The following is a 20,217-nucleotide window of genomic DNA, read 5'->3' on the forward strand; positions in this document are numbered from 1 at the left end:
GGCCGCAGCCGAAGCTTTAACTAAGTGTTGCGAAGCGCCGTTTAGATCCAGAAGGCCTTGCCCGCGTCCCACATCTCGTTGAGCTTGATGGAGTCGCGCAGCGTATCCATGCACTGCCACTGGCCGGGGTGCGGATACATGGAAAGCTGCCCCTCCGCCGCCAGCCGCTGCAAGGGTTCTTTTTCCAGATCGCAGGCTTCGTCCTCGGTGAGGTAGTCAAGAAATTCGCGCTTGAAGACGAAAAATCCGCAGTTGATAAATTCGTCCAGCACGGGCTTTTCTTCCCATGAAAGAATCTTGCCGTCGGCATCGGTGCGCACCGTGCCAAAGCGCGAGGGCATGCGCACACCCGTAAAGGTGCCGATGCTGCCCGACTGCTTGTGGAATTCGATGAGCTTGTTCAGGTCGATATCGGCAACGCCGTCGCCGTAAGTAACCATAAAGCGGTCGGTGTCAATGTGCTTGGCAACGCGCTTGAGGCGGCCACCCTTTTGCGTTTCCTGTCCGGTGTCGCACAGGGTTACGCGCCAGTCCTCAATGGGATTGGGATAGGTGGTGATGTTGCCGCTCTTGAGGTCAACCGTAAAATCCGTATTGCGGATGTTGTAGTCGTGGAAATACTGCTTGATGACCTCGCCCTTGTAACCAAGGGGCAGGATAAAATCCTTGAAGCCAAAGCGCGCATAGATGGACATGATGTGCCAGAGCACGGGCCGTCCGCCGATCTCGACCATGGGCTTGGGTTTGACCGAGGTTTCTTCGCGCAGACGAGTACCCTTGCCGCCGCACATGATGATGACTTTCATTCTAAGCCTCCTGCCGCCGCGTTTCATGGCTTGTTCCGTTCGCGGCGTGTGGCCCATGTGTAGCAGAAGGGCGCGAGGAAAAAAAGCCCCGCAAGGGGGCTTGGGCCGCCGGGATGCTCTTTGCATTTGCGCCCGCACGGCGTAGAATAAGCAAAGCGCATTCAAACCCAAACTTTTTTGTGCGCAAGAGAGGTAGTTATGAAGTTGTTTCGCCGTGGTTTGCTGTTGCCGCTGGTGCTGCTGATGGGCGCATTGGTTGCGGCCTGCGTTACTTCCGGCCCGCAAAAGGCGCTGAATGATGTGGCCGACGCCCTGAACAAAAATGACGGCGCGGCCTTTCTGGCACAACTGGACATGAAGCCCTTTGCAACCAACCAGATTAAAAATATGACTCGTGAAGATCAGGCGCTCAACGCTCTGGATTCCATGGGGCGCTTGCTGGGGCTGGGCGGTATGGAAGACCTGCTGGGCAGCGTGGTGGACATGCAGGCGCGCCTGCAAAAGCAGTATATGCGCGGCGTGAGCACGGGCGAGCTGGTGGCCCAGTGCGGCAAGGCTGACACTCCTGACTGCCCGTGGGTGCCTGAAAGCCTGAAGGCCGCCAAGATTACCGAGCTTGGGGCCGATGCGGCCGTTGTGCAGGTGACCACGCCCGCCCGCATGACCAGTTGGCTTGCCCTGCGCAAGGTGGGCGAGAAGTGGCTGGTGGTTGGGCAGGCCGTGATGGAAAGCACTGCTAGGGAATATGCGTTGCAGAAGGCCCCGGCGGCTCCTGAAAAGCCTGCGCCGGTTGCGCCCACGCCCAAGGAAGCGCCGGAGAAGACTCCTGTGCCGGGGAATCGGGCTGACAAGGATGGCGTGACGAAGATTTAGGGTGATTTTGCGGGCGCATTGGGGAGAAGCAAGAGGGTTTTGGCGGCGGGGTGAGCCTGTCGAGCGCATTTACGCAAACCCGACTTTTGCACCCTGAATGCGTCAGCGCCGGGATTTTGATGCTCACGTACTTGAGTACGCTGCGCTCAAAATCCCGGCGTTTCCTTTTCAGGCCGCAAAACGCGTATTTTGCAAATTCGCCCAACACCAGCCATCGCCTCCGCTCTGCTCCGGCGAGTTTAAGGAAGGTAACCCCACAACCATCTCCTGATGGAGGAGATACTTCTTGGACTCGTAATTTATCTGTCTGGTCATGGCTGAATGGTAATTGGTATGACCACAGGTGAAGTGAATCTGTTGGTTATGTTAGTGTTGTAATTTGGTTTTCTCCAAGTTTGTGAGGCTGAAAGCTCAGAGCTGTCGAGAAGGGTATAAAGTCATTCCCAGAGTCAACACTGCATCAATGGTATTGGGCTGAAGCGGAATAGCATTCAAAGCAAAAGTGTACTCTGGCATTAACGCGGCGCGGAGGGAGATCCCCTGAGCGAGCGCAGCGAGCGAGGGAAGCTCCCGCAGCTATGGCCGCGTTGCCCTCGCCGTTTTGCGGAAGCTGAAAACCTGAAGGGGTGTTCCGGGGGGAGTGCAGAGGGGGCCGAGGAGGGGCGTAGCCCCTAACAGGCCCCCTTTGCCCCACGCCGCGCAGGCGTCCCAAACACCGCCGGAGGGTGGAACCCAGTGCCCGCAGGGCAGCAAAAAGAATTAGTTTCTGGCAGGTTAGGCGTAAACACGCCGCGCAGGCGTCCAAACCCCGCCGGGGGCGGAATTTAGTGCCCGCAGGGCAGCAAAAATAATCAATCGCCGCCGCGCAGGCAGCCCCCTAATTCAGCACTGTCGGCGCATCAGTCGCCACCATACTCGCAGGATGCCGCAGCAATAAAAGCTCCAGCTCCTCCAGCAAGGCCTTGCAGCCCTCGCCATTCTTTGCGGAAATCGTCAATGCATCGGGGAAGGCATCCGCCAGCTCAGCGCGGGCCGGGGCTTCCAGTTGATCCCACTTGTTCAGAATCATCAGCCTCGGCATGCGATCCAGTTCCATTTCGGCAAGGATGCTTTCCACAGCGCTCATCTGCTGCAAAAGGTCAGGATGCGAGGCATCGGCAACGTGCAGCAAAAGATCCGCCGCTTCCAGCTCCTCAAGGGTCGCGCGAAAGGCGTCCATCAGCTCCTTGGGCAGATTGCGGATAAAGCCCACGGTGTCGGCCATGATGATTTCTTTTTCCGCAGGGAAGCGCAGCCGTCGGGTGGTGGGGTCAAGCGTGGCGAAGAGTTTGTTTTCGGCCAGCACTTCCGAGCGGGTAAGCGTGTTGAGCAGGGTGGACTTGCCCGCATTGGTGTAGCCCACAAGGGCCGCCAGCGGGATGCCCTGCCGTGAGCGCCGGGCGCGGGTAAATGAGCGCTGCCGCCGCAACTGGTCAAGCTCTTTGCGGATGCGGGCCATGCGCTCGCGGATTTTGCGGCGGTCGGTCTCCAGCTTGGTTTCGCCGGGGCCGCGCCCGCCAATGCCGCCCATGAGGCGGTCCATGGCGCGGTTTCTGCCCACAAGGCGCGGTTGGGTATAGCGCAACTGGGCCAGCTCCACCTGGAGCTTGCCCGCGCGGCTCACCGCGTGCTGGGCAAAAATATCCAGAATAAGCTGGGTGCGGTCAATGACCTTGCGCTCGGTGATGTCTGCCAGATTGTGCAACTGAGCGGGCGAAAGCTCGCCGTCAAAAACCATCATGCCTGCGCGGCCTTGCAGGGCCAGCACTTCAAGTTCTGCCACCTTGCCCTTGCCCATGATGAGGCGCGGATTGATCTGCGCCACGCGCTGCACCATGCGCCCGGCTACAGTCAGCCCTGCGGTGCGGGCCAGTTCCGCCAGTTCGTCCAGATTGCGCTCCTGAATGATGCGCGGCTGCGTGCCTACAGAAACCAGCATGGCGCGGGGGGTATCGTCCGCCTCGCGGGCGTCCTCTGCCTTGCGGGCAAGCTCTTCTTCCAGGGCTTCCGCCGTGGCCACAAACTGTGATTCCGTGCGGTCCCAGGGCTGGGGTGTATCAAGGTGATAGGGCTGGCCGCCCGAAGGATTGGGCAAAAGATGGGCCGCCTGCCACTGCACGGGGTCGCCAACCGGGTTCACTGTGAGCGCCACCACGGCATCCAGCCGCAGAAAGAGCATGTCCATCAGGTCTTCCTGACTGATGCCGCCGGGGGAAAGGTGGGTGTGCAGCAGGCGCAGGCCGCGCAGGCGTTCCTGCCCGCTGCGACCGCGCGGCAGTTCAGGAATCATGATGCTGCCCGCCTCGCCCACAATAACCATCTGCACCCGGCCCTTGCGGTCAATGAGCAGGCCCAGTTGCCGCCCCACGGCGCGTGAAAGCAGGGAGAGTTCCCGCGCCTGGTCAACGGTGTAGACTTCTTCCGCCGGGAAACGGCGGTTGAACAGACGGGTGAGTGCTGCAAGCTGGCTCGGCTTGAGCCCTTGCACGTTACCTTCTGGCTTTGGGATGGGAAGCTCCTAACGAAAAAATGTTAAACCGCACCCGCAACCACTGTACCTCAAAAGGGGCAGGGCTGCGGGTGCGTGAACAGATGCGGTGCGTGGGCTGTGTACAAGCCTAGGGACGCAGATACGAGGTGATCAGTGCGTCATAGCGCGAGGTTGCCTCAAAAGCGCGCGAGGCCATGACCTGCCGGAACTCAAGGCCCACGGTGGTGTCTTTTTCCATTTCTTCCATGGCGGCGGTGTACCACTGCGGGGAGGGCAACACCAGAATGCTGTGGAAGTTCTTGGCCGCAGCGCGCAGCATGCAGGGGCCGCCGATGTCAATTTCCTCCACGGCCTGCTCAAGCGAGAGGTGGCGTTCCACCGCGCCCGCAAAGTCGTAAAGGTTGACGCAGACAAGGTCAAAGGGGCGGATGCCCTTTTCTGACAGGGTCTGCATGTGCTGCGGCTCGTCCTTGTTGGCCAGAATGCCGGCATGAATCTTGGGGTGCAGGGTTTTGACCCGGCCCCCCAGAATCTCTGGGAATCCTGTTACCGTGCTTACTGCGGTAACGGCCAGCCCGGCCGCCTCAAGGGCCTTCTGGGTGCCGCCGGTGGAGATAAGCTCCACCCCCCGCGAGGTAAGAAACGTGGCAAACTCCACAAGGCCGCTTTTGTCCGTAACGCTCAGAATAGCGCGACGAATTGGCAAAATATCCATAAGCGACTCCTTGAAAAATGTCCCGAAAAGGGTTTGGCGGCGTATATACGCCCACATTCTTGATACCGCAAAAAGCCCGTTCTGGCAATGCGTTGCAGATAAAGCCATCCCTGAGGCCCCTTGCCCGCAAAACAAGGCAAGGCTATGCTGCGGCAGGAGGACGTATGCAGCTCAAGCTTGTTTCATGGAATGTCAATGGTCTGCGCGCCGTGGCGGGCAAGCCCGAATGGGAATGGTTTTCGCGTACCGAAGCGCAGGTTGTGGCCTTGCAGGAAACCAAGGCCCACCCCGACCAGTTGAGCGAAGATGTGCGCGATCCTGACGGCTGGGAATCGCACTGGTCGTGGAGCACGGTAAAAAAGGGGTACTCCGGCGTTGCGGTATTCAGCCGGATACCTTCGCTGAATGTAAGCGTGGAGCTGCCCCAGCCGGAATTTCAGGGCGAGGGCCGTCTGCTGCATCTGGAGTATCCGCAGTTCCACTTTTTCAATGGCTATTTTCCCAACGGCGGCGCGGAAGAACTGGACGACAACGGTAAGCCCACGGGCCGTTTCAAGCGTGTGCCTTACAAAATGGGCTTTTTCGACGCCTTTCTCGCCTATGCGGAAGAATGCCGCAAGAGCAAGCCTATCGTGGTTTGCGGGGATTTTAATATAGCTCACAGGCCCATTGACCTCGCGCGGCCCAAGCAGAACGAAAAATATACGGGTTTTTTGCCCGAAGAGCGGGCCTTTCTGGATCGCTTTACGGCCATGGGCTATGTGGACACCTTCCGCCATGTGCATGGCGACAAGGCGGACAGTTATTCCTGGTGGTCGTACAAGAGCCGCGCGCGGGAAAAGAACGTGGGCTGGCGTATCGACTATTTCTTTGTATCGCAGGAGCTTGTGCCTGCTGTGCGCGATGCCTGGATTGAAACGGACGTCTTTGGTTCAGACCACTGCCCTGTGGGGCTGTGCCTGGAATTTTAAGGCCGCAAGTCACTTATGCCGCCGGGCTGGAATCAAGCGGTTCCAGCCCGGCATTTTTATTGCCTTATGCCTGCTCATTACTGCGCGGCAATCCTGTGCTGGGTAAATGCATGCGACAACCACGAGCAGCGATCAAAAACTGCTTATGTATGGCTGGGCGTGCTGATTCAGCGGCTATCCATAAAATGCAAAATTGCCAAAATAGCCGGATTTTAGACCAATTCAAGCGGTATTGCCTTCCTGAAAAAGGGAGCGTAACAGTACCGTTTATGGCAAAGAGCGTGAATATTGCGGTTTTCAACCGCGCAAAAGCCTGAATAACGTTCAAAGAACAGCAGATCCCCACTTTTGAGGCGCTCCATCAGCGGAGCGCGTCCGCCAGGAAACATCGCCCACCCCTTACATTGTCCGATACTCCTGAGTGCCGATACGTGGCCTATGTCCTTTTGATTCAGTCCTGCCTTCACCTGCTCTTGGGTTTGCCCCTTCTCTGATTTCCCCCTCCTGTCCCGGAGGGGAAAGGTTACCTTGCCGCGTCTGCGGCGCAGAATGAGGATTGTGATGAAAAAATATTCCGACTCCACCCCGCCTTTGCTCGCGCACAGGGAAGTGACCCGGCGCGAGGTTCTTAAATGGTGTGCCGCGCTTGGTGGCGCATCTCTTTTGCCCATGGGCAGCGGCTTGCCCGTGGGGCTTGCGCGGGCCGCCACCCAGCCGCCGTACGGCGCGGGCGAGCAGTGCTTTTATTCCGGCTGCGTGGTGAACTGCGGTTCGCAGTGTACGCTGCGCGCTTTTGTCAAGGACGGTCGCGTCACGCGCGTTGAAACCGACAATTCCGATGACGGTCCCAACAACAGGGCCATCCGCGCCTGCCTGCGCGGGCGTTCCATGCGCAAGTATACCTATTCGCCTGACCGCATTAAGTATCCCATGCGGCGCATACCCGGTGCCAAGCGCGGCGAGGGAAAGTTTGAGCGCATTTCATGGGATGAAGCCCTGGACACGGTAGCCAAGGAATGGGTGCGCGTACTGAACACCTACGGGCCGGAGTCCATCCACCGCATGTACGGCTCGGGCACAACGTCCAGCGGCATGACGCGCCGCAACGAATTTTTCAGGCTTGCCAATATGCTTGGCGGGCATCTGGACGAATACGGCACCTACAGTACGGCCCAGATTTCAGCCGCAATTCCATATCTCTACGGAATCAATGCGGGCAATACCATCAATGACATGGCTAACTCAAAGCTCATTGTCATGTTTGGCTGCAACATTCTTGAAACCCGCCAGAGCGGCGGCGGCCTTTCTTGTGAGCTGTTTGAAGCCAGGAAAAAAGGCAATGCCCGCATCATTATGGTTGATCCCCGGTATTCGGATTCCATGGCAAAGCTGGGGGACGAATGGGTGCCCATCCGCCCCGGTTCTGACGGTGCGCTTATCGCGGCCATTGCCTATGTACTCATGAACGAAGGGCTGGTTGACCAGCAGTTTGTGGACACCCACTGCCTTGGTTTTGACGAGGAGCACATGCCCGAGGGCGTGCCCGCCGGCAACAGCTACCGCGCGTATATCATGGGCGAAGGCCCGGACAGAACGGCGAAAACACCGCAATGGGCGGAAACCATCACCGGTTATCCGGCGGAAAAGATCATCCGCCTTGCCCGCGAGATCGGCTCCACCAAGCCCTGCTGCGTCATTCAGGGGTGGGGGCCGCAACGCCACGCCAACGGCGACACCATTTCCCGTTCCATTGTCATGCTTGCCATCCTTACCGGCAACGTGGGCATTGCCGGGGGCGGTTCCGGCAGTGCGGAAAGCGTGAGCCAGATTGGTTTTCCGCGCATGCCCGAAGGCACTAATCCGGTCAAGACGCGCATTTCTTTCTACACATGGGTCAACGCCATTGACGACTACACTCAGGTGACGGCCAAAAAAATGGGCCTGCGCAACAAGGAAAAGCTGGATCACGGCATCAAGTTTTTGTGGAACAGCTCGGGCAACGCCCTCATCAACCAGCATTCGGACATCAACGGCACCCGCAAGATTCTTGAAGATGAAAGCAAGTGCGAGTGCATTGTGGTGGTGGAAAACCGCATGACGGCTTCGGCAAAATTTGCGGATATCCTCCTGCCCTCCGTGACGCCGCTGGAACAGGACGACATCATCCAGCAGGGCTATCAGGTGGATCAGAGCTCCCTGCTCATTGCCCGCAAGGCCATTGAACCCCTGTTCGAGACCCGTTCGCAGTATGATATCTGCGCGGCCCTGAGCGAAAAAATCGGCAAGCTTCTGGGCCAGCCCGATCTGGCGGCAAAATATACCGAGGGTCGCAGCCAGCTTGACTGGGTGAAGCATCTTTACGCCCAGGCCCGCGCCAAAAAACCGGAACTGCCGGAATCCTTTGAGGAAGCTTCAAAGATCGGCCTGTTCAAGTGGTTCCCCATGCCGCAGAAGGTCGCCTTCAAGGCTTTTCGTGACGATCCGGCGGCCAATCCGCTCAAGACGCCTTCGGGTAAGATCGAAATATTCTCCAAGCGTCTGTGGGATCTGAACCAGACCTGGGAACTGCCCAAGGGCGACGCCATCTACGCCATGCCCGTGTATGAAAAAACTTGGGAAGGCCCGTGCGATTACGAAGGCATGAAAAAACATCCTTTCCAGCTTATCGGCCACCACTACAAGGGGCGCGTGCATTCAAGCTACGCCAATATCCCCTGGCTTGAGCAGGTTGCCCCGCAGCAGCTCTGGATGAACGAGGCCGATGCGGCGCAGCGCGGCATCAGGCACGATGACATGGTCAAGGTTTTTAACGACCGAGGCGCTGTGGTTGTGCGGGTCAAGGTGACGCCGCGCATCATGCCCGGTGTGCTCAGCCTGCCGCAGGGCGCATGGTACACCCCGGACAAAAACGGTGTGGATCAGGGCGGGTGCATCAATACCCTGACAAAAGCGCACATGACCCCCTTGGCCAAGGGCAATCCGCAGCACACCAATCTTGTGGATGTGGTTAAAATCTAGCCTGTTGCGCGGAACTGTCTGCATTGAGGAGATTTATTGTGAAACAGCCGGCTTTTTATATAGATATGACAGCCTGTACGGGCTGCAAAACATGTATGGTGGCCTGTATAGACGGCCACGACCTGCCTCAGGGCGTCATGTGGCGGCGCGTGGCGGAGTACACGGGCGGCAAATGGGTGCGCCGCGCCAACGGCACGTATGACCAGAACGTGTTTTCCTACTATACGTCCGTCAGTTGCAACCATTGCCAGAACCCCGTGTGCGTGAAGGTTTGCCCCACCACGGCCATGCACAAGGACGAGCAGGGCATTGTGAGCGTGGACCCCGACAAGTGCGTGGGGTGCCGCTATTGCGAGTGGAACTGCCCTTATTCCGCCCCCCAGTATGACAAGCAGATGGGCAGAATGACCAAGTGCGATTTCTGCAAGGACAGGCTGGCAGCCGGTCTCAAACCCCTGTGCGTGGAAGCCTGCCCCATGCGGGCCATCCACTTTGGCGAATATGAAGACCTGAAAAAGCAGTTCGGCGATGCCGTGCATGTGGCTCCGCTGCCGGAGCAGAGTGTGACCTCCCCCTGTCTTGTGATTACGCCGCCCCACAATGCGCAGCCAGTGGGCAGCAACATGGGCAGCATCCGTAATCCGGAGGAGATGTAGCATGGAGTATCTTCAGGAATTTCCGCTGGTATTCTTTACCTTGCTGGTGCAGATGGCCGTGGGGATGGTGCTGGTGGGCAAGTGCGTGCTTGGCAACGAAGCCGACCGCGCACTGCGCGAAGGCGTGCGGCGGCAGAATGTGGCGGCGCTGCTTCTGTTTGCCGTGGCCGTGGTCATCAGTTTTGTGCATCTGGGTACGCCCCTGCACGCGCCCTTTACCCTGCTGCACGTGATGCAGTCGTGGCTCAGCCGCGAAATCCTCATGATCGGCCTTGTGGGGCTTGCCCTGCTGTGGCTGGTGGTGGTTGGGCGTAAAAAGCAGGCGGCGGATGGCGAGAAAAAAGCCATGATCGTGGCGGGCCTGTGCGGTATTGCGCTGCTGTTCGTCATGAGCTGTGTTTACAATCAGGCCAGCATGCCCGGCTGGCGCAACTGGGGTGTTTTTACGGCATTTCTGGCTTCCATGTGCCTGCTGGGCGGATCCTGGCATGGTGTGGTGCTGAGCCTGCGCAAGGAAGGCGCACCCGTGCGCGCACTGGGTCCCTGCCTTGTGTGGGCGGTGCTGGGCCTTGTGCTTATGGCTGTGAGCCTGCCGCTGGCAATGCCTGAGCAGTCTACCTTCGTCAATCCGGTTTCCCGTCTGCTGCCTCCGGCGTGCATTGCGTGGTCGCACGGATTGCACGCGCTGGCATCGGGTCTGGGCGTTGTGCTGCTGGCTCTGGCTGCGGCCCGTGGCATGCAGGGCAAAGGATTTCGCCCGGCGCTGGCGGTTCCCGCATTTCTCCTGATTGTTCTGGGCGAAGTGTTCGGGCGGCTTGTTTTTTATCTTTCCTATTCACGCCTGGGCATGTAGGCACGGCAAACTCTACGGGGGCCAGATGGCCCTCACGCTATTACATATGGAACAGGAACAGTTGACGCAATACGTTGTGGCCTTGCAGTTTTGCAGCCGCATTTTTCAGAACTCGCCGGATGAAGATCTGCTGCGCGGCGTCATTGGCGGCGGGCTTTTGCAAGGCTTTGGCGCTTGGGCCTGTTTCAGGCCGTCAGGGCTGGCTGAAAAACTGTGGGGCGGAGTTCTTGATCCGGAGGGCCGCACTGCCGCCCTTGCGGCAGCCTATCCGGCTGAGGCGGCGCAGGATTCCTGCCGTGCGCTGTATCTGGATCTGCACATGGATCATCTGGCTCTTTTTTCCGGGCCGCAGCCTGCCGCCGCGCCGTGGGAATCCGTGTGGCGGGAGAAAGACCGTCTGCTTTTTGGCCGCAGAACCCAGGAAGTGCGCGACAGCTACAGGGAGTGGGGCATTGCCGCAGAACGGGACGGGCACGAGCCCGAGGACCATCTGGGGCTGGAACTGGCCTTCATTCTTTTTCTTGTGCAGAACATGGGCGGGGCCGTTGCCTCAAGCCAGGGGAAATCCCCGGAAGCTGCGTTGGCGGCTTTTATGGACGGGCACATTCTGGCCTGGGCTGGAGATTGCCTGAAAAAAGCTTCGGAATGCGCCAATACGGTGTTTTACCGCGAGATGTCGGCTCTTTGTTGCCTGCTGCTCGGAAACATGCGGGCGCTCATTCAGGAATAACCTGTACAGCGGACGCAAAAGGTTTTTGACCAACGACAAAAGCCGTTCCTTGCCGAAAAAGGTGGGAACGGCTTTTGTTTGAGCAATCTGCCATCCGGCGAAATACAAGGGCGAGCAATTCTCGTTAGAAATTGCTCCGTTGGGGCGAGGGCAGGGCAGCCCCGGTCTAGTCCAGCAGGCCCAGCAAACGCGCAACGCGCTGCTCGTTCAGGCCGCTATGCACCTGCACAAGATCCTGACTGTGCTGCATGGCTTCCTGCTCCACCTGGGCAAGCGCCTGACGCATTTCGTCAGAATTGAGCATGTGCGGGGTGCCGGGAACAGTCTGTTCCAGAACCGGCGCGGCGGAGGTGCTGACGTCATCGTCAGCGGGCGCTGCCGGGGCCGCTGGGGTACTTTCTGCCCTGTTCACGGGCAGCATGGAGTTGACCCTTTCCTGAAAGGTAGGAAAAACAGGCCCCAGATCATTATTGCGAAAACGGAATTCCAGTTCCATCGGGCTTCTCCTCAGGCTTGACGCAGTGCTGCGTCATTGCACTCGCGCTTGAGCGCGCGGCGGCCATGTGGAAAAATTGACCGCCTGTTGGTATTGCCCGAAAATATGCAAATATCAGGCCGTTGTGCGCGGCGCTGGTTTGCAGTTGCAAAATTTCAGTCCAGGATCTTGACCATCAGGCCCGGAGCCAGCCGCACCTGACCATCCACCACAATTTTGTCGCCCTCGGCCACCTCGCCGTCCACAACCGTGCGGTCAGCGTATTCAAACAGCGGCCTCACCTTGCGATAGCTGGCCCGGCTGTCCTTATCCACCACGTACACGTAGGATTCTTCCCGGCCAGACTGCACGGCCCGTGTGGGCACGGTGAGGGCCCCGGCGGCCATGCCCAGCGGCAGCTCCACCTGCACAAACTGCCCCGGCCACAAACGGCGCTGGCTGTTTTCAAAGGTGGCGCGCAGCCGGATGGTGCCGGTGCGCGTGTCCACAGTGTTGTCCACAAGGGTGAGAAGTCCTTTTTCCGGCGCACCCCCGGCAGGCGTTGCGGAAACCGGTACCGTTTTTTGCGCCATCTGTTCTATGATGACAGGCAGGTGCACCTCTGGCACAGAAAAGCCCACATAAATGGGCGAAAGCGTGTCTATGCTGACAATAACCGTGGCGTCAGCGGATTTGACCATGTTGCCCTTGTCTACATTGAGTGCGCCCACTCGCCCGCTGATGGGTGCCACCACCCTGCAGTAGCTGAGATCAAGGGCGGCGCTCTCCACGCCTGCCTTGTCAGACTGCACCGTGGCGCGTAAGGCTGCAGCCTCGGTCACAGTCTTTTCATAGGCATCGCGGCTTACGTAGCCGCTGCCCACCAGTTTGCCGTAACGGCCCATGTCGTCCTGGGCTTTGGCAAGCTGCGCCTGGGATTTGGCAAGTTGCCCCTTCTTTTCGCGCAGCGCGGCCTCAAATGGGCGGGGGTCAATGGTGATAAGCGGGTCGCCCTCGCGCACATCCTGACCTTCGGTAAAGTGAACCTGCTGAATCTCGCCCGTTACGCGCGGCTTTACTCCCACAGAGGCAGAAGCCCGCACATTGCCCACAGCATGCAGCAGACGCGGCACATCAGCCCGCGCAACAGCTTCAACCCGTACCGGGGCAGACGGCACCGCGTTTTTTTTGCTGTCGTCCTGCGAACATGCCCCAAGGGCAAGCAGAAAAAAAAGCAGGAGAGGAGGCAGGGGATTCTGGGCTGGTTTCATGGTATTCCCCGGAAGATTGACATAGCAGACATCAGGCCGTTGCGCGCAAGAGAAAAAATGAAGCAAGGAGTATCCGCCGTCAAGAAGATAGTTAGCCACGCACCTAACAATCTGCGCTTGCCGCCTTTTTTGCGATGATTGACATTCGGCACGGTCACGGCATAATTACGCCGCATTTTTCGTGCAACCATCTGTGGTCGTTTTTTGAACGGCGGCAGCCTGCAGCTCCATTTTTGGGGCTGAATCAACATTATATATGCGCCTTGCGGCGCTTCAGGAGCAGGAATTGGCAAAAAACCGCGCATTGCAGCAGTGGCGGGTGGAGGATTCCATCGAACTGTATGGCATCCGTAATTGGGGTGCCGGGTATTTTGACGTGTCGGATGCGGGCGAAGTTGTGATTTGTCCGCAGGGGCCCAAGGGGCCGCAGGTTTCGATACCGGAAGTTATCGCCGGGCTGAAAGAGCGCGGGTATGATATGCCCGTGCTGTTGCGCGTGGAAAACATTCTGGATTCGCGCATTGCCAATATCCACGAATCATTCCGCAAGGCTATCAAAAGTCTGAATTATACGGGTTCGTACCGTGGCGTTTTTCCCATCAAGGTCAACCAGCAGCAGCAGGTTGTGGAAAAAATAGCCCAGTTCGGCTCCACCTACCATCACGGCCTGGAGGTCGGCTCCAAGGCGGAACTCATTGCCGCCGTGTCGCTCATGCGCGACCGCGAGGCCTGCATTGTCTGCAACGGCTACAAGGACGAAGAATTTATCGACCTTGGCCTTCAGGCTCTGCGCCTTGGCTTTAACGTGCTCTTTGTTCTCGAAATGCCCAGCGAGCTGGAAGTTGTGCTTGAGCGTAGCAAGGCCCTCGGCGTGCGGCCCAACATCGGCGTGCGCGCCAAGCTGGCCGTCAAGGCCAGCGGCCACTGGACGGATTCCGGCGGCGAACGCTCCACCTTTGGCCTCTCGCCCGCGCAGATCGTGGACGTGGTGGATACGCTCAAGGCCAACGACATGCTTGATTGCTTCAAGCTGCTGCACTACCACCTCGGGTCGCAGGTTTCCAATATCCGTGACATCCGTACCGGTGTCATGGAAGGCGCGCGTCTTTACGTGGGCCTCGTGCAGGAAGGCGCGCCCATGGGCTACCTTGACCTTGGCGGCGGTCTGGCCGTGGACTATGACGGTTCGCACACCAACTATGTTTCGTCGCGCAACTACACGCTCGATGAGTACAGCGCCGACATTGTCGAAGCCATCATGAGCATTCTTGATGAGCAGAAGATCCCGCATCCGCACATCATTACAGAATCAGGCCGCGCCACCGTGGCCTACTATTCCGTGCTGCTCTTTAACGTGCTTGATGTGAGTATGGTGGAAGAAGTGCAGCTGCCCGACACCCTGCCCGAGGGCACGCCGGAGCCTGTGCTGAACCTGCGCGAAACCCTTGCCAACATCACCCTGCGTAATTTGCAGGAGTGCTATAACGACGCCATTTACTACCGGGACGAGATGCGTCAGCTTTTCTCCACCGGGCGGGTGAATCTGCGTCAGCGCACCTTGGCCGAGCGGTTTTTCTGGGCCATCATCATGCGCATTGCTCAGGAAAAAACCCGGCTCAAGACGATACCCCGCGATCTTGCGGACATCGACGTGAGCCTTGCCGATATTTATTACGGCAATTTCAGCGTGTTCCAGTCCTTGCCCGACTCCTGGGCCATTGACCAGCTGTTCCCGGTTATGCCAGTGCATCGGCTCAAGGAATTTCCTTCGCGACAGGGCATTATTTCTGACATTACCTGCGATTCTGATGGCCGGATTGACCATTTCATTGACCCGCAGGGTATGAAGCCCACTCTTGATCTGCACCCCCTGCGGGACGGCGAGGAGTACTACCTTGGCGTGTTCCTGGTGGGTGCGTATCAGGAAACGCTGGGCGATCTGCACAACCTTATGGGCGACACCAACGTGGTTTCCATCAGGGTGCGGGATGACGGCAATTATGAATATGTGCGCGAAATCAGGGGTGACTCTGTGGCGGATATTCTGAGCTATGTGGAATATGAGCCGCGCCGCATTCTGGAAGATCTGCGCAGTACGGCAGAGCAGGCTGTGCGGCAGGGCCGGATTTCGCCCAGCGACCGGTTTGCCATTATGCAGGTTTTTGAAGACGGTTTGCGCGGGTACACCTATTTTGAACGGTAGAGGCTGCGCAGGGTAGTCTGTGCGGTAGAAATAAGACAGTAAGGCTGGGAGAGTTTGGCGGCGGGGTGAGCCTGTCGAGCGCATTTACGCAAACCCGACTTTTTTGACCTGACTGCGTTAAAATCCTGTTTTTGATGCTCACGTGCACGAGTACGCTGCGCTCAAAAACAGGATTTTTCCTTGTCAGTCCAGAAAAATGCGCATTTTGCAAATTCACTCAACACCAGCCATCGCCTTCGCGCTGCTCCGGCGAGTTTAAGGAAGGCGACTCCACGGCCTGCTCCTTACGGTGATTGTAAGGGAAAGCATAAAGGCAGCTAGAGAGAAGGCAAAAGCAAGAGGATCGTAGAGATTTTGTTGCGCGCAGTGGCCGTGCAAGTCAGAGGCAGAAGAGATAAAGGCTTTGAGGGCAGGACTTGTTGTGTGGTTCTATGTGGAACTAATTAGCTGATACTCTTGTTAAAAGACGGTTGGGGGTAGTCCATTCGCTGTCCAGGGTCATGATCTGGTGGCAGAAAGTTGCTGAGAGTGGTTCTGGGTGGAGATTCTTATTTATCAACTATGCCCGTGATTGTTGGCTGAAACGGAGTTTGATCGAAGGGAAAGCGGACTTTGGCATTTACGCGGCGCGGAGGGAGATCACCTGAGTGAGCGCAGCGAGTGAGGGAAGCTCCCGCAGCAATAGCCGCGTTGCCCTCGCCGTTCTGAGGGAATTGAAAACTCAAGGGGGTGCTTCGGGGGGGATGCAAGGGGGCCGAGAAGGGGGCGCAGCCCCATAATCGGCCCCGCCTTGCTGCGCGCCGCACAGGCGTCCAAACTTCGCCGGATGGCGAAAACGCCATGCCCGCAGGGCTGCAAGAACCAAAGGAGCATCCCTCGCCGGGGAGGCGAAATCGCACGCCGCACAGGCGTCCCAAACTCCGCCGGAGGGCGGAACCTCGTGCCCGAAGGGCAGCAATGCTAAGCAACCCGCGCCGGGAAGGCGCATAAAGCGAAATTACGCCTCCCAACACCTCACGCGCCACCCATCACCCATATCCTTCCACTGAGGTGCTTCCTGACGGCAAATGTCCTTTGCCTTGGGGCAACGAGGGTGAAAGCGGCATCCGGCGGGAGGAGCCAGCGGGCTTGGCAGTTCGCCTTCCAGCGCGGCAATGGGTTCACCCCGGCGGCTCCCGGTGGGCATGGCAGCCATAAGCGCCTGCGTGTAGGGGTGCGCCGCGCCGTCAAAAATGGCATCGGTGGGGCCTTCTTCCACAATCTGCCCCAGATACATGACCAGAATATGGCGGCATAAAAAGCCCACCACCGCCAGATCGTGCGAGATAAATAGATAGGCTGGCCCGAATTGCTCCTGCACTTCGCGCAGGAGGTTGAGCGCCTGCGCCTGCACCGAGGCGTCAAGGGCGGAAACAGGCTCGTCGCACACGACCACGTCTGGCCGGGTGATGAGCGCCCGCGCCACGGCAATGCGCTGCCGCTGCCCCCCGGAAAATTCGTGCGGATATCGGCGGCCCATGTCCTCAAGCCCTACGGTAGCCAGCATGGCCTCGGCCTGTGCATGGCGTTCCTCGCGGGAGACGCCGCGCGCCGCCAGCGGTTCCGCCACCGAACTGCCCACAGTGAGCCGGGGATTGAGGGACGAAAAAGGATCCTGAAAGATCATCTGGATGCGCCCGGCGGTCCAACTGTCGGCCCCGGCAGAGGGCAGGGGGCGACCATCAAGCAACACCTGCCCCTGAGAAGGGGCCAGCAACCCGCAGGCAAGACGCCCAAGAGTGGATTTGCCGCAGCCGGATTCGCCCACAAGGCCGAGGCTTGCGCCCTTGGCGAGGCTCAGGCTAACGCCGTCTACGGCAACAAGAGAGCGCTTTTCGCCGAACAGTCCCCGCCGGATGTCAAACACCCGTGAGACATCCTCCAGCCGCAGCAGGGCGGATGCGGAAGACTGTTCCGGCGCAAGCTGGTTCAGCATGTTTTGCCCGCCACACCTGCGGAGCTGAAGGTCGCCATGTCGTTGTACACGGCGGCGGCGCAACGCAGCAGGTGATAGGCCACCGCGCCTCCCGTGCCTTCGCCAAGGCGCATGCTCAGGTGCAGCAGCGGATTGTTGCGGGTTTCGCCGCCGGTCAGCTTGGACAGGGCGCGTACGTGGCCCGGCTCTGCCGAGGCGTGGGAAAGCACGGCGTAGTCGGCAAGCTGGGGGCAGATGTGCAGGGCCGCCACATAGGCCGCGCTGCATATAAAACCGTCAACCAGCACGGGCAGGCGGCGCGAGGCTGCGCCAAGCATCAGCCCGGCCATGAGAACAATTTCAAATCCGCCCAAGGCGGCCAGAATATTGATGGGGTCGTCGTCTTCCAGCATGTAAGCATTGACTGCCAGCGCGCGGCGCACGATTTCGGTCTTGTGGCGCACCATGTCGGGGTCCGCGCCAGCGCCGGGGCCTGTCATCTGCTCGGGGTCAAAGTGCAGCAGGGCGCAGTACAGGGCAGTGCCTGCCGTGCTGTTGGCAATGCCCATTTCGCCCACGCCGAGGCAGCGATAGCCATTATCCGCAAGCTGGTGCGCCAGCTCTACGCCCATGCGCAGTCCCTTGAGGCAGGTTTCGCGGCTCATGGCCGGGCCCTGGCTCATGTCTGCGGTGCCGTCGCCCAGACGGCGCTCAATGAGGATGGAGTGCGGCTCATAGGGGCCGCCATCGCAGCCTGCGTCCACCACGCGCAGATCCATGCCCGAGGTCTTGCACAGAACATTGACCGCCGCGCCGTTGTTGAAAAAGTTTTGCACCATCTGGCGCGTCACGGCCTTGGGAAAAGGCGAAACGCCCTGATCGGCAACGCCGTGGTCGCCAGCAACCGTAAGCATGATGGCAGGGCTGACGCTGATAGGCGCTTGCCCGCCGCTCATGGCATAGAGCCGCTGGGCGAGGTCTTCAAGGCGGCCAAGGCTGCCTTGCGGTTTGGTCAGGTCGTCCAGATGGGCCTGGGCATCGTCCAGGTCTTTCTGAAGCAGGGGCGCAATGCGCAGGCCGGGCAAAATCAGTTCCAACAGGTCGGATTGGGTGGTTTTCATGCCGTTTGTTTATCCTTAACAAGGGGCGTGCGCAAGACGGGACGCCTCGCCGCCGAGCGGGGTAAATCCATTTGGGGGGACTTTACGATCGCGTCAACGTGCTTATGTTAGCGTCGAGGTAAGGAATTTATATGAAAACCAGACCCATCTATATACAAAGAAATCTGCCTTGCCGTGGGCGTTCGCGCCCAGGGCGGGTAGAAGCGGCGGCAGTTGAGGGAACTTTTGCCGTGCGCCTGTTTTTTTTGATGCTGGCGGCAGCTCTGCTGCTGTGTACTCCTTCCCGGGCTGGAGCAGTAGCGGCGGACAGCCCCCGCATGACGCCTGTGGTGCGCGCAGTGCAGGCCGTTGCCCCGGCGGTTGTGAACATAACGAGCACCCATATAGTTGAAGGGCAGCGGCTTTCGCCACTTGAGCAGTTTTTCGGCCCGGGCTTTCCCGGCTTGCCGGGGTTTGACATGCCCGGCGGGCGTAAAGTGCGACAAAAGCGCGTCAGCCTTGGTTCTGGCGTCATTGTAGACGGAGAAAAAGGCCTTGTGCTCACCAACGCGCATGTTATCGCGGGTGGGGACGAAGTCATGGTGCATCTGCTGGACGGCAGGGAATTTCCCGCCGCCGTCAAAGGGGCTGACCCGGATTTTGACATTGCCGTGCTCCAGATCAAGGGAGCGTCAAAGCTGCCTGCCGTAAAGCTCGGCGATTCAGGCGACATCATGCCGGGCGAGACCGTCATCACCATCGGCAATCCCTTTGGTTTCAACCATACCGTCACCACGGGCGTGGTTTCTGCCCTTGGGCGCACTATCCGCAACAAGGACGGCGCGTTCACCGACCTTGTGCAGACTGACGCAGCCATTAACCCCGGCAACAGCGGCGGCCCGCTGCTGAACATCGAGGGGGTGCTCATAGGCATCAATACGGCCGTGGACGCACGCGCCGAGGGCATCGGCTTTGCAATCCCCATCAACAAGGCCCGCCGCGTCATGCACGACCTCATGAGCGCAGGCCGCGTGGCCCCGCTCTGGCTGGGCCTTGATTTGCAGGATGTGGACGGGCGCACGGCCATGGCCCTGGGCCTCAAGGATGCCGGCGGCGTGCTGGTTACGGCGGTGTTTCCCGGTTCTCCCGCTGCCAAGGTGGGCATAGCGCCCGGCGACATACTTGAAACCATAAATTCTTCACCTGTGCGCGACAGGCGCGATTATCTGGATATTTTGCGCAACCAGACTGCCGGAACCCCCTTGCGGCTGCAACTGCTGCGTGAGGGCGGGGCGTTGAAGATCGAGGCCATCCCCGAACCCTTTGGCGATGCGGATGCACGCGCCCTGCTGGAGCGCCGCTGGGGATTCAGCGCAGCCCAAACCGCGCAGGGCGTGGTGGTGCGTCAGGCCAGGGCAGACGGCCCGGCATCATTTTTGCGCCAAGGCGACCACATAACAGCGGTGGGCTCTGCCGAAACCAGAACCATGGAAGATTTTTTACAGGCTTTCAGAAGAGAGCGCATGTCCGGGCAGATTTTGTTGCAGGTTGTGCGCAACGGCAAAGGCTATTACGCGCGTCTTGTGCCATAAGGCTCATAGGCGTTTTGTAACCTGTTGTTGAGGCAAAATATTTTTTTAAAAACTTTTCCGCCTGCACTGGAGCGGGGCTTGATATTCCTGTAGTTGTTGTCCGGTTGGCTATTTTCCAGCCGACACTTGACAGGGTGGGTGCCTAAAGCTATCCATTGCACAAGCGGAATTTAGCCGCTTGAAAAATCAAGCAAGTCAATGCAAATTTGGAGGACACCATGGGTTATAATGTTAATGTTGACGTTGACAAGTGCGTGGGCTGTGGCGAATGCGTGGACGTGTGCCCCGTTGAAGTTTACGAAATCAAGGACGGCAAGTCCGAAGCCGTAAACGCCGAAGAATGCCTGGGCTGTGAATCCTGTGTGGAAGTTTGCGAAGTCAGCGCTATCACCGTTGAAGAAAACTAGGAATTGCAGGGGTGCCCAAGCGGCATTCCCTTGCTGATTCTGCCGAGTTTTCATTGTGCCGCC

General features: G+C 58.9%; 17 protein-coding genes. 9 read left to right on the forward strand and 8 right to left on the reverse strand.

Annotated features, from left to right (window positions below; translation table 11 throughout):
* Positions 1-41: 41 nt before the first annotated feature.
* The gene (gene rfbF, locus G449_RS0104140; RefSeq protein WP_022658049.1) at positions 42-806 is read right to left on the reverse strand and encodes a glucose-1-phosphate cytidylyltransferase; all 765 of its coding nucleotides are present in this window, start codon (positions 804-806) and stop codon (positions 42-44) included.
* Between the two features lie 198 nt (positions 807-1,004).
* Between rfbF and G449_RS0104145 the strand changes: the two genes are divergently transcribed.
* On the forward strand, positions 1,005-1,679 hold the full coding sequence (locus tag G449_RS0104145; RefSeq protein WP_022658050.1) for a hypothetical protein: 675 nt from the start codon (positions 1,005-1,007) through the stop codon (positions 1,677-1,679).
* 877 nt (positions 1,680-2,556) lie between these two features.
* Here the strand turns inward: G449_RS0104145 and hflX are convergent.
* Together hflX and G449_RS0104155 are read right to left on the reverse strand one after the other, a co-directional pair.
* Entirely contained in the window at positions 2,557-4,206 is a 1,650-nt protein-coding gene (gene hflX / locus G449_RS15915) for a GTPase HflX (protein ID WP_022658051.1), read from the reverse strand.
* A gap of 130 nt (positions 4,207-4,336) precedes the next feature.
* A complete protein-coding gene (locus G449_RS0104155) occupies positions 4,337-4,924 on the reverse strand; it encodes an IMP cyclohydrolase (protein ID WP_022658052.1) in 588 nt (195 codons plus the stop codon).
* A 164-nt stretch (positions 4,925-5,088) separates the two neighbouring features.
* Between G449_RS0104155 and G449_RS0104160 the strand changes: the two genes are divergently transcribed.
* The 5 genes from G449_RS0104160 (at position 5,089) to G449_RS17700 (ending at position 11,152) form a co-directional block, all read left to right on the forward strand.
* A complete protein-coding gene (locus G449_RS0104160; RefSeq protein WP_022658053.1) occupies positions 5,089-5,895 on the forward strand; it encodes an exodeoxyribonuclease III in 807 nt (268 codons plus the stop codon).
* Positions 5,896-6,456: 561 nt separating this feature from the next.
* A complete protein-coding gene (locus tag G449_RS0104170) occupies positions 6,457-8,913 on the forward strand; it encodes a DMSO/selenate family reductase complex A subunit (RefSeq protein WP_022658055.1) in 2,457 nt (818 codons plus the stop codon).
* Between the two features lie 38 nt (positions 8,914-8,951).
* Complete coding sequence (locus G449_RS0104175; protein WP_027180695.1) at positions 8,952-9,569, forward strand: DMSO/selenate family reductase complex B subunit; 618 nt, start codon at positions 8,952-8,954, stop codon at positions 9,567-9,569.
* A 1-nt stretch (position 9,570) separates the two neighbouring features.
* Positions 9,571-10,422, forward strand: coding sequence for a dimethyl sulfoxide reductase anchor subunit family protein (locus tag G449_RS0104180; protein WP_022658057.1), 852 nt, complete (start codon positions 9,571-9,573; stop codon positions 10,420-10,422).
* A 25-nt stretch (positions 10,423-10,447) separates the two neighbouring features.
* Entirely contained in the window at positions 10,448-11,152 is a 705-nt protein-coding gene (locus tag G449_RS17700; protein ID WP_081640447.1) for a TorD/DmsD family molecular chaperone, read from the forward strand.
* Between the two features lie 166 nt (positions 11,153-11,318).
* Here G449_RS17700 and G449_RS0104190 read toward each other — a convergent pair whose 3' ends face one another.
* The 3 genes from G449_RS0104190 to G449_RS18390 form a co-directional block, all read right to left on the reverse strand.
* Positions 11,319-11,648 (reverse strand): hypothetical protein, encoded by a 330-nt coding sequence (locus G449_RS0104190; RefSeq protein ID WP_022658059.1) that lies wholly within the window; start codon positions 11,646-11,648, stop codon positions 11,319-11,321.
* A 155-nt stretch (positions 11,649-11,803) separates the two neighbouring features.
* Entirely contained in the window at positions 11,804-12,898 is a 1,095-nt protein-coding gene (locus tag G449_RS0104195; RefSeq protein WP_027180696.1) for an efflux RND transporter periplasmic adaptor subunit, read from the reverse strand.
* Positions 12,895-13,149 carry a hypothetical protein gene (locus tag G449_RS18390; protein ID WP_159060427.1) on the reverse strand — a complete coding sequence of 85 codons (255 nt, stop codon included), beginning with the start codon at positions 13,147-13,149 and terminating at the stop codon, positions 12,895-12,897. Before G449_RS18390 ends, G449_RS0104195 begins: the two co-directional genes overlap by 4 nt.
* Positions 13,150-13,184: 35 nt before the next feature.
* Here G449_RS18390 and speA point away from each other — a divergent pair, with 35 nt between their 5' ends.
* Positions 13,185-15,101: a biosynthetic arginine decarboxylase gene (speA, locus tag G449_RS0104200; protein WP_027180697.1), complete on the forward strand. Its 1,917-nt coding sequence runs from the start codon at positions 13,185-13,187 to the stop codon at positions 15,099-15,101.
* A 997-nt stretch (positions 15,102-16,098) separates the two neighbouring features.
* Here speA and G449_RS0104205 read toward each other — a convergent pair.
* Both G449_RS0104205 and cobT read right to left on the reverse strand, forming a co-directional pair.
* Positions 16,099-17,076 carry an ABC transporter ATP-binding protein gene (locus tag G449_RS0104205; RefSeq protein ID WP_022658062.1) on the reverse strand — a complete coding sequence of 326 codons (978 nt, stop codon included), beginning with the start codon at positions 17,074-17,076 and terminating at the stop codon, positions 16,099-16,101.
* The gene (gene cobT / locus G449_RS0104210) at positions 17,070-18,176 is read right to left on the reverse strand and encodes a nicotinate-nucleotide--dimethylbenzimidazole phosphoribosyltransferase (protein WP_022658063.1); all 1,107 of its coding nucleotides are present in this window, start codon (positions 18,174-18,176) and stop codon (positions 17,070-17,072) included. Before cobT ends, G449_RS0104205 begins: the two co-directional genes overlap by 7 nt.
* 131 nt (positions 18,177-18,307) lie before the next feature.
* Here cobT and G449_RS0104215 point away from each other — a divergent pair, with 131 nt between their 5' ends.
* Together G449_RS0104215 and G449_RS0104220 are read left to right on the forward strand one after the other, a co-directional pair.
* On the forward strand, positions 18,308-19,747 hold the full coding sequence (locus G449_RS0104215) for a trypsin-like peptidase domain-containing protein (protein WP_022658064.1): 1,440 nt from the start codon (positions 18,308-18,310) through the stop codon (positions 19,745-19,747).
* A gap of 218 nt (positions 19,748-19,965) precedes the next feature.
* On the forward strand, positions 19,966-20,154 hold the full coding sequence (locus G449_RS0104220) for a ferredoxin (RefSeq protein WP_022658065.1): 189 nt from the start codon (positions 19,966-19,968) through the stop codon (positions 20,152-20,154).
* The last annotated feature ends 63 nt before the right edge of the window (positions 20,155-20,217 follow it).

The sequence above is a fragment of the Desulfovibrio desulfuricans DSM 642 genome, from assembly GCF_000420465.1.
Taxonomy (GTDB): Bacteria; Desulfobacterota; Desulfovibrionia; order Desulfovibrionales; family Desulfovibrionaceae; genus Desulfovibrio; species Desulfovibrio desulfuricans.

What these genes read in the sequence shown, in the direction of transcription:
- G449_RS0104155 (WP_022658052.1), bottom strand. Translation starts at nt 4,924, where the DNA reads ATGGATATTTTGCCAATTCGTCGCGCTATTCTGAGCGTTACGGACAAA.
- G449_RS0104145 (WP_022658050.1), top strand. Translation starts at nt 1,005, where the DNA reads ATGAAGTTGTTTCGCCGTGGTTTGCTGTTGCCGCTGGTGCTGCTGATG.
- G449_RS0104220 (WP_022658065.1), top strand. Translation starts at nt 19,966, where the DNA reads ATGGGTTATAATGTTAATGTTGACGTTGACAAGTGCGTGGGCTGTGGC.
- G449_RS0104170 (WP_022658055.1), top strand. Translation starts at nt 6,457, where the DNA reads ATGAAAAAATATTCCGACTCCACCCCGCCTTTGCTCGCGCACAGGGAA.
- rfbF (WP_022658049.1), bottom strand. Translation starts at nt 806, where the DNA reads ATGAAAGTCATCATCATGTGCGGCGGCAAGGGTACTCGTCTGCGCGAA.
- G449_RS0104195 (WP_027180696.1), bottom strand. Translation starts at nt 12,898, where the DNA reads ATGAAACCAGCCCAGAATCCCCTGCCTCCTCTCCTGCTTTTTTTTCTG.
- G449_RS0104180 (WP_022658057.1), top strand. Translation starts at nt 9,571, where the DNA reads ATGGAGTATCTTCAGGAATTTCCGCTGGTATTCTTTACCTTGCTGGTG.
- G449_RS0104190 (WP_022658059.1), bottom strand. Translation starts at nt 11,648, where the DNA reads ATGGAACTGGAATTCCGTTTTCGCAATAATGATCTGGGGCCTGTTTTT.
- cobT (WP_022658063.1), bottom strand. Translation starts at nt 18,176, where the DNA reads ATGAAAACCACCCAATCCGACCTGTTGGAACTGATTTTGCCCGGCCTG.
- G449_RS0104160 (WP_022658053.1), top strand. Translation starts at nt 5,089, where the DNA reads ATGCAGCTCAAGCTTGTTTCATGGAATGTCAATGGTCTGCGCGCCGTG.
- G449_RS0104205 (WP_022658062.1), bottom strand. Translation starts at nt 17,076, where the DNA reads ATGCTGAACCAGCTTGCGCCGGAACAGTCTTCCGCATCCGCCCTGCTG.
- G449_RS0104215 (WP_022658064.1), top strand. Translation starts at nt 18,308, where the DNA reads ATGAAAACCAGACCCATCTATATACAAAGAAATCTGCCTTGCCGTGGG.
- G449_RS18390 (WP_159060427.1), bottom strand. Translation starts at nt 13,149, where the DNA reads ATGTTGATTCAGCCCCAAAAATGGAGCTGCAGGCTGCCGCCGTTCAAA.
- G449_RS17700 (WP_081640447.1), top strand. Translation starts at nt 10,448, where the DNA reads ATGGCCCTCACGCTATTACATATGGAACAGGAACAGTTGACGCAATAC.